Origin of the sequence: Brevundimonas denitrificans, assembly GCF_030160755.1 — a bacterium.
Classification (GTDB): domain Bacteria; phylum Pseudomonadota; class Alphaproteobacteria; order Caulobacterales; family Caulobacteraceae; genus Brevundimonas; species Brevundimonas denitrificans.
Map to the genome: position 1 here is coordinate 14,388 of NZ_BSOY01000054.1, position 14,557 is coordinate 28,944.

General features: G+C 71.5%; 14 protein-coding genes. 9 read left to right on the forward strand and 5 right to left on the reverse strand.

The genetic code is table 11. The annotated features are described in order from the left end of the window. Positions 1 to 14: 14 nt before the first annotated feature. From QQJ79_RS11270 to QQJ79_RS11310, 9 genes are all read left to right on the forward strand, one after another. The gene (locus tag QQJ79_RS11270; RefSeq protein ID WP_284223032.1) at positions 15 to 914 is read left to right on the forward strand and encodes a class I SAM-dependent methyltransferase; all 900 of its coding nucleotides are present in this window, start codon (positions 15 to 17) and stop codon (positions 912 to 914) included. A gap of 80 nt (positions 915 to 994) precedes the next feature. After that, positions 995 to 1,684 carry a pseudouridine synthase gene (locus QQJ79_RS11275; RefSeq protein WP_284223045.1) on the forward strand — a complete coding sequence of 230 codons (690 nt, stop codon included), beginning with the start codon at positions 995 to 997 and terminating at the stop codon, positions 1,682 to 1,684. Positions 1,685 to 1,736: 52 nt separating this feature from the next. Next, entirely contained in the window at positions 1,737 to 2,951 is a 1,215-nt protein-coding gene (locus tag QQJ79_RS11280) for an NAD(P)/FAD-dependent oxidoreductase (protein WP_284223033.1), read from the forward strand. Between the two features lie 31 nt (positions 2,952 to 2,982). Further along, complete coding sequence (locus QQJ79_RS11285; RefSeq protein ID WP_284223034.1) at positions 2,983 to 3,624, forward strand: phosphoribosylanthranilate isomerase; 642 nt, start codon at positions 2,983 to 2,985, stop codon at positions 3,622 to 3,624. Positions 3,625 to 3,685: 61 nt separating this feature from the next. Beyond that, entirely contained in the window at positions 3,686 to 4,870 is a 1,185-nt protein-coding gene (trpB, locus tag QQJ79_RS11290) for a tryptophan synthase subunit beta (protein ID WP_431307594.1), read from the forward strand. Between the two features lie 3 nt (positions 4,871 to 4,873). Beyond that, positions 4,874 to 5,305, forward strand: a complete 432-nt coding sequence (locus tag QQJ79_RS11295; protein WP_284223036.1) for a hypothetical protein — start codon at positions 4,874 to 4,876, stop codon at positions 5,303 to 5,305. Further along, positions 5,302 to 6,132: a tryptophan synthase subunit alpha gene (gene trpA / locus QQJ79_RS11300; protein WP_284223037.1), complete on the forward strand. Its 831-nt coding sequence runs from the start codon at positions 5,302 to 5,304 to the stop codon at positions 6,130 to 6,132. Before QQJ79_RS11295 ends, trpA begins: the two co-directional genes overlap by 4 nt. A 9-nt stretch (positions 6,133 to 6,141) precedes the next feature. Beyond that, positions 6,142 to 7,038 carry an acetyl-CoA carboxylase carboxyltransferase subunit beta gene (locus tag QQJ79_RS11305; RefSeq protein ID WP_284223038.1) on the forward strand — a complete coding sequence of 299 codons (897 nt, stop codon included), beginning with the start codon at positions 6,142 to 6,144 and terminating at the stop codon, positions 7,036 to 7,038. Between the two features lie 10 nt (positions 7,039 to 7,048). Then, positions 7,049 to 8,323: a bifunctional folylpolyglutamate synthase/dihydrofolate synthase gene (locus QQJ79_RS11310; RefSeq protein ID WP_284223039.1), complete on the forward strand. Its 1,275-nt coding sequence runs from the start codon at positions 7,049 to 7,051 to the stop codon at positions 8,321 to 8,323. Between the two features lie 166 nt (positions 8,324 to 8,489). On the opposite strand, the gene QQJ79_RS11315 is transcribed toward QQJ79_RS11310, so the two are convergent. The 5 genes from QQJ79_RS11315 to addB all read right to left on the reverse strand — a co-directional run. Continuing rightward, on the reverse strand, positions 8,490 to 8,654 hold the full coding sequence (locus QQJ79_RS11315) for a hypothetical protein (RefSeq protein WP_284223040.1): 165 nt from the start codon (positions 8,652 to 8,654) through the stop codon (positions 8,490 to 8,492). A gap of 22 nt (positions 8,655 to 8,676) precedes the next feature. Next, positions 8,677 to 8,814, reverse strand: coding sequence for a hypothetical protein (locus QQJ79_RS11320; RefSeq protein WP_284223041.1), 138 nt, complete (start codon positions 8,812 to 8,814; stop codon positions 8,677 to 8,679). A gap of 254 nt (positions 8,815 to 9,068) precedes the next feature. Continuing rightward, the gene (gene trxA / locus QQJ79_RS11325) at positions 9,069 to 9,407 is read right to left on the reverse strand and encodes a thioredoxin (RefSeq protein WP_284223042.1); all 339 of its coding nucleotides are present in this window, start codon (positions 9,405 to 9,407) and stop codon (positions 9,069 to 9,071) included. Between the two features lie 98 nt (positions 9,408 to 9,505). After that, entirely contained in the window at positions 9,506 to 12,997 is a 3,492-nt protein-coding gene (addA, locus tag QQJ79_RS11330) for a double-strand break repair helicase AddA (protein WP_284223043.1), read from the reverse strand. Next, the coding region (gene addB, locus QQJ79_RS11335; protein WP_284223044.1) for a double-strand break repair protein AddB at positions 12,994 to 14,557 on the reverse strand (1,564 nt) is incomplete at its 5' end. The genes addB and addA, both read right to left, overlap by 4 nt.

Below are 14,557 nucleotides of genomic sequence, written 5' to 3' on the forward strand. Positions count from 1 at the left end.
CTATAGGCGCCGCCATGACCACGCTTCTCTACGGCCGTCCCCCGGCCGTCTTCGATCCGCCCGGCGCGGCGATCCAGCTCTCGCCCCTGATCCCCGGCTCAACGCCGCTCGAGGACGTGGGCGAAGGCTCGGCAGACTCGATCATGATCTACGCCCCGCCCGGCGTGCTGGAGCGGCGCTATACGCTGGCTCTGGCGCTCAGGGCGCTGAAGGTCGGCGGGCGGCTGGATGTGATGGCGGCAAAGGACAAGGGCGGGTCGCGGCTGAAAAAGGAGCTGGAAGGCTTCGGCGTCGAGGTCGGCGAGAGCGCCAAGGCGCATCACCGGCGCTGCGTGGTGATCCGGCCGGAGACGGCGACCGGACTGGACGCGGCCATCGAAGCGGGCGCGCCGCGTCTGGTCGACGGGCTGGACGCCTGGTCGCAGCCGGGCGTCTTCGCCTGGGACCGGATCGACGCGGGGTCGCTGCTGCTGGCCCAGGCCCTGCCGCCGCTCAAGGGCGCGGGGGCCGATCTGGGCTGCGGCTACGGGGCCCTGGCGACCGTGGTGCTGGCTTCGCCGGCCGTGACCTCGCTGCGGCTGGTCGATCTGGACCGGCGCGCCATCGAAGCGGCGCGGAAGAACGTCGCCGACCCGCGCGCGACCTTCGAATGGGCCGACGTGCGGACCCTCGACGATATCGGCGAGCTGAATTTCGTCGTCAGCAATCCGCCCTTCCATGACGGCGGCGCCGAGGACAAGCGGCTGGGCCAGGCCTTCATCCGCAAGGCCGCGGGCCTCCTGAAGAAGGGCGGCGTGCTGTGGGTGGTGGCCAACCGCCACCTGCCCTATGAGGCCGAGCTGAAGGACGCCTTCAAGCGCGTCGACATGATCGCCGACAGCGGGGGTTACAAGCTGTTCGAGGCGGTGAAGTGAACCCGCCCTCAAGCAGCCCGAAGGGCGATAGGGCAAACAAAAAGACCCCCACTTCGCGCGTGGACAAGCTGCTGGGCTCGATGGGCTATGGCTCGCGGACCGAGATGGCGCGGCTGGGCAAGGCGGGGGGGATCGTGCTGGACGGCGTCGATCTGACCGATGTGTCGAAGCGGATCGCGGTGACGCCGGACCTGCCGTCGCGGATGGAGATCGACGGGGAGCCGCTGGACCCGCCGCCGGGCCTGGTGATGATGCTGCACAAGCCGCTGGGCATGACCTGTTCGCGCAAGGAGGACGGGGCCCTGGTCTATGACGTCCTGCCCCCGCGCTGGCGGCGGCGCGATCCGGCCATCTCGACCATCGGCCGGCTGGACAAGCAGACCACGGGCCTGTTGCTGCTGACCGACGACGGCGACCTGCTGCACCGGGTGATTTCGCCCAAACGCCATGTGGCCAAGGTCTATCGCGCGACCCTGGCGCGGCCGCTGGTCGGGACCGAGGGCGATGTCTTCGCCGCCGGCGGTCTGGTGCTGGAGGGCGAGGACAAGCCGCTGTCGCCGGCGGTGCTGGAGGTGCTGACTCCGACCGAGGCGCGGCTGACGGTGACCGAGGGCCGCTATCATATGGTGCGGCGGATGTTCGCGGCGGTGGGCAATCACGTCGAGGGGCTGCATCGCGAACGGGTCGGCGGGCTGGCCCTGCCGGACGATCTGGCGCCGGGGGACTGGCGGCTGCTGGATCAGGATCAGATCGAGCGGATCTTCGCCTGACGGAACCGCGATCGGTCTGGGGCTCTATCGCTCCGCTTCCAGCGGAGACGGCATGACCGGGGCGACGATCAAGAGAGACCTGCGCACGGGGCGCTCGCTGTGGGCTGACAGCCCGGGGCTGGGCGTGCCCGTGCGGCCGCTGAAGGCGGCGATCTCGGTCGATGTGGCCGTCGTCGGCGCGGGCATCAGCGGCGCCTTCATGGCCCATGAACTGAGCCGGGATCATACGGTGGCGGTGCTGGACCGGCGGCCGCCGCTGACGGGATCGACCGTGGCCTCGACGGCCCTGCTGCAATGGGAGATCGACCTGCCGCTGACGGCGCTGGCCGAAAAGGTCGGGATGGCGAAGGCGAAGCGGGCGTATCTGCGGTCGCGCGCCGCCATCGACGACCTGAAGGCGATCGTGGCGCGGGAAAGGATCGTCTGCGGGCTGAAGGACAAGGCCACCCTCTATCTGGCGGGCGACGAATACGGCCACCGCGCCCTGGAGGACGAGGCGGCGGCGCGGGCGGCGATCGGTCTGGAGAGCGAATACGTCGGGCCGGCCGGGTTGCGCGAGCGGTTCGGGATCGAGCGCACGGGGGCCATCCGCAGCCGGGGCTCGGCCAGCGGCGATCCGGCGCGGCTGGCGGCGGGGCTGCTGCGCCGGGCGCAGGCGGCGGGGGCGAAGGTGTATTCGCGCGTCGAGGTGCTGCAGGCGGTCAGCGATCCGGACGGCGTGACCCTGCTGACCGACGCGGGCCATGCTGTGCGGGCGAAATCGGTGGTGTTCTGTTGCGGCTATGAATTTCCCAAGGGGGTGCCGACGCCGGGGGCGAAGGTGATCTCGACCTGGGCCATGGCGTCCAAGCCGCGCCAGCGCTGCCCGGCCTGGCTGCGCGAGACCCTGGTCTGGGAGGCGTCGGATCCATACCTCTATTTCCGCATGGGGGGCGACGGGCGGCTGATTGTCGGCGGCGAGGACGAGGCGTCGCCGGACGCCCATGCCGACACCGCCAAGCTGAAGCGCAAATGCGCGACCATCGCCGCCAAGCTGAAAGCCCTGCTGCCCGGTGTCGAGTTCGAGATCGACTACAGCTGGGCCGGGGCCTTCGGCGAGAGCGCCACCGGCCTGCCGTCGATCGCGCCGGTGCCGGACATGGACCACGCCTGGGCGGTGATGGGCTTCGGCGGCAACGGCATCACCTATTCGGTCATCGCCTCGCAGGTCGTGTCAGCGGCGATCCGGGGCGGGGCCGATCCGGACGCGGACCTGTACCGGCCTTGACCCCGCCCGGCGCCGGGCGCACCTGCGAGCGATGAGCGCCCACGCCAAGATCTGCGGCCTGACCACGCCGGACACCCTGGACGCGGCCCTGAGGGGCGGCGCAGCCTTCGTCGGGGCGGTGGTGTTCCCGAAAAGCCCCCGCCACATCGAACCGCTGCACGCGGCCACCCTGTTCGAGCGGGCGCGGGGCAGGGCGCGGATCGTGGCGGTGACGGTCGACGCCGACGACGCCCTGCTGACCGAAATCGCCCTGATCCTGAAGCCGGACCTGATCCAGCTGCACGGCCGTGAGACGCGCGAACAGGCGGAGCGGGTGCGCATGCTCACCGGGGCGGGGATCATCAAGGTGCTGCCGATCCGCACGCATGAGGATTTCGCGGAGGCGAACGACTGGGAGCCGTTCGTCGATCACCTGATGTTCGACGCCCGGCCGCCCGAGGGGTCGCACCTGCCGGGCGGGGTCGGGGCGAAGTTCGACTGGGCCCTGCTGGCCGACCGGGCCTTCCGTCACCCGTGGTTCGTGGCCGGCGGCCTGACCCCGGACAATGTGGCGCAGGCGATCCGGGTGTCAGGCGCGCCGCTGGTCGATGTCTCCTCTGGCGTCGAAAGCGCGCCGGGTGTTAAGGACCCGGCCCTGATCACGGCGTTCCTCGATACCGTCCGGGCCGCCTGATTTCCGCCGCTCCCCCGCGCGAGACAAGCCTGTGAACGCCATTATCCCGAACCAGTACGCCATGCCTGACGCCGAGGGCCGGTTCGGCCCCTATGGCGGGCGGTTCGTGGCCGAGACCCTGATGCCGCTGGTTCACGAGCTGAACGCGGCCTACGAGGCCGCGAAAGCGGATCCGACGTTCCAGGCCGAGCTGGACGGCTTCCTGACCGACTATGTCGGCCGGCCCAGCCCGCTGTATCTGGCCGAGCGTCTGACGGAGCACTACGGGGCGGCCGACATCTGGTTCAAGCGCGACGAGCTGAACCATACGGGCGCGCACAAGATCAACAACTGCATGGGCCAGATCTTGCTGGCCATGCGGATGGGCAAGACCCGGATCATCGCCGAGACCGGGGCCGGCCAGCACGGCGTGGCGACGGCGACCGTCTGCGCCCGCTTCGGCCTGCAATGCGTCGTCTATATGGGCGCGACCGACGTCGAGCGGCAGATGCCCAACGTCTTCCGCATGAAGCTGCTGGGGGCCGAGGTCGTGCCGGTGACGGCGGGCCGGGCGACCCTCAAGGACGCCATGAACGAGGCGATGCGGGACTGGGTGACCAATGTCGAGGACACCTACTACCTGATCGGCACGGCGGCCGGGCCGCACCCCTATCCGGCCATGGTGCGCGACTTCCAGTCGGTGATCGGGCGCGAGACCCGGGCCTCGATGCTGGCGCGGCGCGGCAAGCTGCCGGACGCCTGTGTGGCAGCCATCGGCGGCGGGTCCAATGCCATCGGCCTGTTCCATCCCTTCATCGAGGACGCCGGCGTGCGGCTGATCGGGGTCGAGGCGGCCGGGCGCGGGCTGGACGGTCCGGACCACGCGGCCTCGCTGCAGGGCGGGCGGCCCGGCGTGCTGCACGGCAACCGCACCTATCTGCTTCAGGACGACGACGGCCAGATCCTCGAGGGCCATTCGATCTCGGCCGGGCTCGACTATCCCGGCATCGGCCCCGAACACGCCTGGCTCAAGGACATCGGCCGCGCGGAGTATCGCGCCGCCACCGACGCCGAGGCGCTGGAGGCCTTCCAGCTGTGCTCGCGTCTGGAGGGGATCATCCCGGCCCTGGAGCCCAGCCACGCCCTCGCCCGGATCGGCGAAATCGCGAAGGAAGTGGGCAAGGGGGGCGATGTCGTGCTGAATATGTGCGGGCGGGGCGACAAGGACATTTTCGCCGTGGCGAAACACCTGGGCGTGGAGTTGTAGACTATGAAGATCGTGATGATGGCCGCCGCGGCGGCCCTGCTGGCGACGCCGGCCATGGCGCAGGATGCGGCCTCGCCGGAGAACCTGGTGCTGCCGGGCGCGACCCTCGCCCCCGATTGCGGCAATCTGTACGGCCTCGCCGGTCGCGCCTTCTGCGTCAGCGCGCCGCTGGCGGGGATCGGGGCTCTCGCCGACGCCTATGTCGCCGACCTGCAGTCCAAAGGCTGGATTCCGGCGGGCGGCGAGGACAACCGCGTCGTCTTCGTGCGCCGCCGTGACACGGGCGGCTGCGACGGACTGCAGATGCAGGCCTTCTATGACACCTCGCGGCCCGCGGGCCCGGACGCGATCGGCTATCTCGGCTTCGGCCCGATTCCCGGCAACGTCTGCTCGGACCAGCCGGCCGCGGCGCCGACGCCCGCTCCGGCGCAATGACCACAGCGCGTATCGACGCCCGCTTCGCCGCCCTGAGGGCCGCGGGAAGGGCCGGTTTCGTGGCCTATGTCATGGCCGGCGATCCGACGCGGGACGAGGCCCTGCAGATCCTGCGCGGCCTGCCCGCCGCCGGCGCCGACCTGATCGAGCTGGGCTTTCCCTTTTCCGATCCGATGGCCGAGGGCCCGCCGATCCAGCGCGCCGCCCTGCGCGGCCTGAAGGCGGGGCTGACGCTGAAGGGGACGCTGGCGCTGGCCGCGGACTTCCGCGCCGGGGACGCTGATACGCCGGTGATCCTGATGGGCTATCTCAATCCCATCGAGAGCTACGGCTACGACGCCTTCGCTCGCGACGCGGCGGCGGCGGGGGTCGACGGGGTGATCGTGGTCGATTGCCCGCCGGAAGAGGCCGGGCCGTTGTCCGACGCCCTGGACGCGACGTCGGTGTCGCTGATCCGGCTGGCCACGCCGACCTCGGACGATGCGCGGCTGAAGATCATCGCCGAACGCACCTCGGGCTTCGTCTACTATGTCTCGGTGGCGGGCGTGACCGGGGTCAAGGAGGCCCAGACCCTGTCCGTCGCACCGGCGGTGGAGCGGGTGCGCAGGGCCTCGGGACTGCCGGTGGCGGTCGGCTTCGGCGTCAAGACGCCGGAACGGGCCGCGGAAATCGCCCGGGTCGCGGACGCCGTGGTCGCCGGCTCGGTGCTGGTGGACGAGGTGGCGGCGGCGCTCGAGGCGAACGAACCGCCCGTCCCGCGCGTTCTGGCCAGGGTGAAGGCCCTCGCGGACGCGGTCCGGGGTGCGCGGGTCGCGGAAACGGTCTAAAGCGCGCCCATGGCTGACAAGAACCCTCCCAAACCCCAGGAAAAGCGTGGCGGCTGGCTGAGCCGTTTCGCGCCCGGCGTTCGCAAGATCGTCAGCCGGCGCGACACGCCCGACAATCTGTGGGTCAAGGACCCCGATTCCGGCGAGATGCTGTACCGCCCGGATCTGGAGGCCAGCCTGTGGGTCACGCCCTCGGGCCGGCATATGCGCATCGACGCCCCGACCCGGCTGCGCGCCACCTTCGACGACGGGGACTATGAGCCCATCGACACACCGGACGTGCCCGAGGACCCGCTGAAATTCTCGGACGGCAAGCCCTACAAGGATCGTCTGATCGCCGCGCGCAAGGCGGCGGGCCGCAAGGACACCATGGCCATCGGCTTCGGCGCGCTGGACGGGACCGAGGCGGTCGTCATCGTCCAGGACTTCACCTTCATGGGCGGATCGCTGGGCATGGCCGCGGGCGAGGCCTTCATCGCCGCCGCCCGCGCCGCCATCGAGCGCGGCGTGCCCCTGGTCTGTTTCACCGCCGCCGGCGGGGCGCGGATGCAGGAAGGCGCCCTCAGCCTGATGCAAATGGCCCGCACCACCCTGGCGATCCAGGAGCTGAAGGCGGCGCAGCTGCCCTTCGTCGTGGTGTTGACCGATCCAACCACCGGCGGTGTCACCGCCAGCTACGCCATGCTCGGCGACGTGCATCTGGCCGAGCCCGGAGCCCTGATCGGCTTCGCCGGACCGCGCGTGATCGAGGCGACCATCCGCGAGAAGCTCCCCCCCGGCTTCCAGCGCGCCGAATATCTGCAGGAGAAGGGCATGGTCGACCGCGTCGTCGCCCGCGCCGACCTGCCGGTCGTCCTGGGCCAGATCCTGTCGATGCTGATGGGCGGGAAGCGCCGGGCGGCGTAGCCTCGGCCCGATGGACCCGATCTCCGAACGCCTCCGCGCGCGGCATCCGCAGCGCATCGACCTGTCGCTGGAGCGGATGCGCGTCCTGTGCGCCGGCCTGGGCGATCCACAGAACCGGCTGCCGCCCGTCGTCCATGTCGCCGGCACCAACGGCAAGGGCTCGACCGTCGCCTTCATCCGCGCCATCGCCGAGGCGGCGGGCCTCAAGGTCCACGCCTATACCTCGCCCCATCTGGTGCGGTTCAACGAGCGGATTCGGCTGGCCGGCAAGCTGATCGAGGACGCGCCCCTCAACGCCATCCTCGACCGCATCGAGGCCGTGGGCAGCGAGGCGACGGTGTTCGAGAGCACCACCGCCGCCGCCTTCGTGGCCATGAGCGAGACCCCGGCCGATCTGGCCATCGTCGAGGTCGGCCTCGGCGGGGTGCTGGACGCCACAAACGTCATCGAACGGCCGCTGCTCAGCGTCATCGCCCCGGTCGATCTCGACCACGCCGAATTCCTCGGCGACAGCCTGTACGGCGTGGCGGTGGAGAAGGCAGGCATTCTGAAGGTCGGCGCCCGCGGTTTGATCGCCCGCCAGCCCGAGGCGGCGATGGCCGCGATCGAGGCGGCGGCCCGGGCCGTCCATGCGCCCCTGACCGTCATGGGCGTCGATTTCGACGCCTGGGCCGAGCGGGGCGGCATGGCCTATCAGGATCAGGAGCGATTTCTGGATCTGCCGGCCCCGGCCCTGGCCGGGCCGCACCAGATCGACAACGCCGGCCTGGCGGTCGCCGTCGCCCTGGAGCTGGACCTGCCGGAGGCGGCCATCGCCCAAGGCCTGCGCGCGGTGCGCTGGCCGGCGCGGATGCAGCGGCTGACCGCGGGGCCCTATGGCGAGGCCGCCCGGGCGGCGGACGCCGAGCTGTGGCTGGACGGCGGGCACAATCCGCATGCGGGGGCGGCGCTGGCCCTGGCCCTGGCGGAACGCCAGGCGAAGGTCCCGCGCCCCCTGGCCCTGATCGTCGGCATGCTGGCCAACAAGGACGCCGGAGGTTTCTTCGAGGCGCTCAGCCAGTCCGGCGCCGCGGTCTTCACCGTCCCGTTCGAGGGGGCCGCGGCCGCGCCGGAAGCCCTGGCGGCGGTGGCGCGCGGTCATGGGCTCGGCGCGACGACCTGCGTCTCGGTTCAGGAGGCGCTGACGCGCGCCCTGCGGCTCGGCGCCGGCCGGGTCGCGATCTGCGGGTCATTGTATCTGGCGGGCGAGGTTCTGGCCGCCGCGCGCGAGACCTGGCCGGACTGAGCCGGCCGGCCGGACGCCTCAGTTCGGGCCGAGGCCCGAAGTCCGCGGCCTGGAGCTGATGCCTCCGCCGGGCAGCTGCACCCTTTGCGTGGCGCTGAGGAACTCCCGGGTCTGCTGCGACTGGAAGCCGGCGCGCGGGATGTCGCGGCAGACGCGCTGCTGCATGTTAACCGGTGGCCCGTTCCAGACGACAGACCCGCCGGGTGTCGCCCTCCGGTCCTTCCGGGGCGTCGGCGGGCCGGGCCTCGGCGGGCGGCGGCGTTCCGGCGATCACAGCCACCTGACCTCCGTCCAGGAGCAGTACGGCGGCGAGCAGGGCGGCGGTCACCATGGGTCTTGCTCCAGTGATCTGTTCAGCCGTTCGGGCCGCCCGGCGTCGCGGCCGCGCCCTCGTCCGGGAAGCGGATCCGCTGCATCGAGCGCATGAATTCCCGGGTCTGCTGATCCTGGACCCCGGCCCGCGGAATATCCCGGCAGACGCGCTGCTGCATGTTCGACCCCGTGGCGCGCTCCAGCCGGCAGACCCGGCGGGTGTCGCCCTCAGGTCCGGGGGAGGCGCTGGACGGTGACTTCCGCGGGGGCGGGGGTCCCGGCGATGACGGCGACCTGGCCTCCGTCAAGCAGCAGGGCGGCGGCGAACAAGGCGGCGGTCAGCATGTTGACGCTCCAGCATCCATTGGGACGCCGGGAGAAGAACACCGATCACCGGATTGGGCAAGTTACGGTCGCGACAGGCCGAAATGGCTCAGGCGGCGGCATGGCCGATGCCGGCTTCGGCCAGCCATTCGACGATCTTGCCCTTGGGCATGGCGCCGACCTTCATCGAGGCCATCTGCCCGTCCTTGAACAGCATCAGGGTCGGGATGCCCTTCACGCCCAGCTTCGACGGGATCATCGGGCTGTCGTCGATGTTGACCTTGGCGATCACCACCTGACCGGCCAGTTCATCGGCGATCTGCTCCAGCGCGGGGCCGATCTGTTTGCAGGGGCCGCACCATTCGGCCCAGAAGTCGACCAGAACGGGGACGGACGCCTTCAGAACGTCGGCTTCGAAACTCTCGTCGGTGACCTTGACGGTGGCCATGGGGAAACTCTCCAGATCGGCCGGTCATCATGAGGTGATTCCGGCGCTTCGACAGCCGATGTGGGGCGCCGGCCCCCGCAAATCAACGCATGGCGCGCTCACCCGGTCAGGGCGGCGTCCATCAGCGCCTGCGGAACCGCCATCAACAGGGGCCCGTCGGTCCAGACCAGGGCCGCCTCGACGGTGCGGTCCGGATAGAGATCGCGCAGGATCGCGACATAGACGGCGAGCTGCAGCACATAGGCCGGGTCGGCGTCCTCGATCCGGGCGGGGGCGGGGCGGTTGGTCTTGTAGTCGATCACCAGCACCCGGTCGGGCGTGACCACCAGCCGGTCCATCCGTCCCGATACGGCCGTCGTCGCAACCGATCCGGTCAGGGCGACCTCGGGCCGGGAGCCGACCCCGAACACCGGCGCGAAACGCGCGTCGTCCAGCACGGCGAAGGCCGCGGCGATCATCTCGGACCGCTGGTTCTCATCAAGGTCCCGCTCACGGGACAACATCCGGACCGCCGCCTCCGGACGTTCGGCGGCGGGAATATCGGGCAACCGTTCCAGCAGCCGATGGATCAGGTCGCCGCGCCGGAACCGCCCGAGGGGCGCACCCGGCCCGCCTGCGGTCGCCAGCGGCGAGGGGGCGGGCGTGCGCACGGTCTCATCCATGCGGGAGGGGGCGGCGAGGCGGCTCGCGTCTTCACGCGCCGGCTCCGCTGTCAGCCAGCCGGGCGAAGGCTCCGCGGCGACGGCATCCGCCGCCCGCCTTGCGAGGCGCGCCGGATCGGCGCCGAAACGCCGGGCGGGTCCGGAGGCGGTTTCGACGTCACGCACGCCCTCCATCGAAGCGAAGGCGTCATGGACCGGGCCCCACCAGGCGCGGGCGTTCTCGATCTTGCGGTTCGAGGCGATGCGCCCGCCGATGATCAGTCGGTCGCGTGCGCGGGTCAGGCCGACATAGAGCAGGCGCAGCGACTCCTCCTCATTGCGCAGCTTGCGCAGTTCGCGGGCCTCGGCGGAGACGTCGCAATCCCGTTCGCCCGAGCCGCACCACAGGAAGCCGCCGTCGGCGGTCTCGAGCAGGGGGTCGCCCTTGGGTTCGGAGAAGATGGTGTCGGGCAGGATGACGATGGGCGCCTCCAGTCCCTTGGACGAGTGGGCGGTCATGACCCGCACCTCGCCGCGCGGCTCATCCATCTCGCGCTTGACCGTCTGGTTGATGGCGGCGAGGTCGGCGCAGAACCGCTCCAGATCCGTGACCCCCCGGCCCTCCGCCGCCCGCGCCTGATCGAGGAAGGCGTCGAGCGCATCGGCCGCCTCGCCGCCCAGCCGGGTCATGAAGCGCTGGCGCACCGTCAGGCCGCGCGCGTCGCGGCGGTTCAACAGCCGGGCATAGAGGTCGAACGGCGCGCGGACCTTCGCCTCGGCCCGGAACCAGCGGAGCAGGATGCGCGCCGCCGTCCATTCGGGTCGTTCGTCCGCACGGGCCTTGAGAGCGCGCCACAGAACGCCCTGTCGGCCCTGGGCCAGATCAAACAGACCCTGCTCGTCGATATCGCACAGGGGGCTGCGGAGCACGCCGGCCAGGGTGAGGTCGTCCTCGGGGTAGAGGGCGGCCCGACCGAGGGCCAGAAGGTCCTCGAACACCGGATGCTCGGCCAGCTTCAACCGGTCGGCGCCCGCGACCGGGACGCCCGACCGTTTCAGGGCGCGCAGGATCTCCTCGAACATCGGGCCGCGCTTCTTGACGAGGATCAGCACATCGCCCCAGTCGGCGGGCCGCCATGCGGTCCGGTCTTCAGAGCGTTTGGCGTGGACGGCCTCGCCCGTTTCGACAATGGCGCGGACCTCCGCGACGATCCGCTCCGCCACGCGCCGCCGGGCCCCGTGCGAGGACCCTGCGTCCAGCGGGTCGTCCCAGGCGCGGCGATCCTCGGCGGGGTCGTCCTTCTCCTCGGGCCACAGATCCACCGTCCCCGGGCCGTCGGCGCGGCCGGCGGTGTGGCGCACCACGACATCGGCCCGGTCGCCGATCTCGCCCCGGCCGGGACTGAGCGCGCGGGCGTGGTCGGGAACCGCGAACACCCTGTCGACGAACGCCAGCACCTCGGGCGTCGACCGCCAGGACTGCAGCAGTTCGACCGTCTCGAACGATCGCCCGGCCGCCATGGCGAGGCGGTGATAGGTCTGGCTTTCGGCCAGCAGACGTTCCGGCGCCGCGCCCTGGAAGGAGAAGATCGACTGTTTCTCATCGCCGACGACGAAGATGGTCCGCTCGCGACCGTCTTCGCGCGCGCCGGCCCCGGCGAAGAATTCCTCGGTCAGGGCGCGGGCGATGGCCCACTGCTCGGGCGAGGTGTCCTGGGCCTCGTCGATCAGCAGGTGATCGACCCCGCCGTCCAGCTTGTACAATACCCAGGCCGCGCCGGGGCCGTCGGTCAGCAGGGCTCGGGCCCGGACGATCAGGTCGGCGAAATCCAGCGCGCCCGTCGCGGTCTTGGCCGCCGCATAGGCCTGGGCGTAGGTCCCGGCCAGCGTCAGGGCGTGGGTGGTCTCCGCCGCCACATGGGCGGCGCGCAGCCGCTGGGCCGCCTCGACCACGCGCGCCTGTTGCTCCCCCAGCCAGTCGCACAGGCCGGGCTCGGCCCTGGCGGCGGCGCTCCTGGCGCACCAGGTCGCCGGCGTCCCCTTTTGCGTGAGGAGAAGGGCCTGAAGGTCGCCAAAACCGGCGGTTCCGGACCGGACGCTCTCGACGAAGACGCGGATTTCGCGCGCCCGGTCCCTGTCCCCGGCCGCTTTTGCGCGATCCAGCGCGTCCGCGGCCCACAGCCAGCGGCTCGTATCGATCGCGGCGGGATCGGCCGCCGCGGCCTCGATCGTTTCGGCGTCGGCTTCCGCGGCGTCTGCGAAACCCACCGAGCGGGCGACGAAATCGGCCAGGCCGCCCTCGCTTTCGGCGTGTTCGACATAGGCGCCGAGGGCGGCCCGTTTCGCTTCGAACACCCCGAACATGGCTTCGAACGCCTCGTGATGCAGCGTCTCGCTCATGGCCGCATAGGCGTCGGTCAGGGCGGGGTAGGCCCCGCTGAGCGAGGCGTGGGCCAGGGCCTCCCGGGCGATGGCCGAGACGGCCGCGGCCTCGGCGTCGTCGATGACCCGGAAGCCCGGCGACACGCCCGCCTCGATCGGGAAGCGGCGCAGCAACTGCTCGCAGAAGGCGTGGATGGTCTGGATCTTCAGCCCGCCGGGTGTCTCGAGGGCGCGGGCGAACAGAGCGCGGGCGCGCGACAGGCCGAGGCGGTCGTAGGCTTCCGGGTCGCGCGCCTCGAGCTTGCCGAGGTCCTTGCGCAGGTCCTCGTCGGTGGCCACGGCCCAGGCGCCGAGACGCTGGTAAAGGCGGCGCTGCATCTCGGCGGCGGCCGCCTTGGTGAAGGTCAGGCACAGGATGGCGTCGGGCTTCGAACCATCCAGCAGCAGCCGGGCGACCCGGTCGACGAGGGTCGTGGTCTTGCCCGAGCCGGCGTTGGCCATGACGAAGGCGTTGATGGCCGGATCAGCGGCGCGGGCCTGGGGCGAGATCAGAGGGACGACGGTCATTCGCCGCCCTCCGCTTCATCCGCCACCGACCATTCGCGCACCCGGGCCAGGTGGTCGTAGTCCGAGAAGGCGCGCTGGGCGAACTGGGGGGCGGCGCGCGAGATATACGCCTGGCCGGGCTTCTCATAGGTGGCGATCAGCCGGTTGAGCCCTTCCAGCGCCTCATCGACGGTGACGGCGATCGGCTGGGCGTCCTTTTTCTGGGCGTCGCCGCTGCGGTCGACATCGGTCGCCGGCGGGCGGCGTCCCGTCACCGTGACATAGAGCAGTCGGCCCGGTTCCGGCGTCCCGAGCCCGGGGAAGCCGCCCGCGCGGGCGATGGCCGCGGTCAGGGACAGCTGGGGCGAAAACCCGGTCCTGACCTGTTTCCAGCTGGGCGCGGCCCCGGTCTTGAAGTCCATCACCGTCAGCCTGCCGTCATGCAGCTCCAGCCGGTCGGCCCGGGCGCTGAGGCGGAACGGCTCGCGCGGGGCGTCGATCTCCATGACGCCGCGCTGTTCGATCAGGATGGCGGCGCCGTCGGCCCGCCGCTGGGTCTCGAAACCGACCGCCCAGTCGGCGACATTGCGGGCCAGAACCACCTCGCGGGCCAGGGCGGCGTCGGGCATGCCGCCGTCGCGCAGCTGTTCCAGATAGAGGTCGACGAAGGTCCGGGCGGCTTCGGACAGGTCCAGCGCCGGCCAGGCCACGGCGAACTGCTCCAGCGCCGCATGGATGGCGGTGCCGCGGAGGCGCGCGTCGACACGCTCGTCGGGACGGGGCAGCGCCTCCAGCCCCAGAATGAAGCGGGCGTAGGTGGCGTAGGGATCGCGCACCCACTCCTCGATCCGCGTCACCGAAAGGCGGCGCGGACGCAGGGACACGGGCGGGGTCGGCGCCGGGCGCGGGGCGGGCATGATGGCCGGCGGCGGCGCCGGGTCGGCGGCGTCCAGCGCCCGGGCCATGGCCAGGACCTCGGGGCGGCCGGGCAGGGTATGTCCCGCGCCGCCGACCAGGGTCTCCAGCCGCCACAGCCAGCGGGACTTGACCGAAGGCTGACCGCCGCGCCGCTCGGTGTGCAGCAGTATGACCTCGGGGGCGCAGGCGGACTGGGCGAAGTCATGGGCGGACAGGCCGATGCGGCGCTCGGGCGGGGGCAGGCCCAAGGTCTTGCGCATCGGGCGCGACAGGAAGGGATCGATCGGGGCGCCGCGCGGCCAGACGCCCTCCTCCATGCCGGCCAGGATCATCCGGTCGGCCCTCGCCAGCCGGGCCTCGATGGCGCCGAGAATGAACAGGCGCGGATGGGCCGCGCCGCCGGTGCGCACTACCTCGGCGGTCACCAGGCCCGAGATCAGTCGGGCGAAATCGGGGCCGGACAGGGGCTCCAGCCCCGTCCCGTCGGTGATCAGGCCGGACAGCATCCGGGCCGCCGCCTCGCCTTCGGTCCCGCGCCAGGCCGCGTCCGTCGCGCCGGCGTCGTCCCGGGTCATCCGCTCCAGCGCCTGAACCAGGGCCGTGGCGGCGGCATCGACCGGCGCGGGGCCGGCGGCGAACAGCGCCAGCCACGGATCCAGCGCC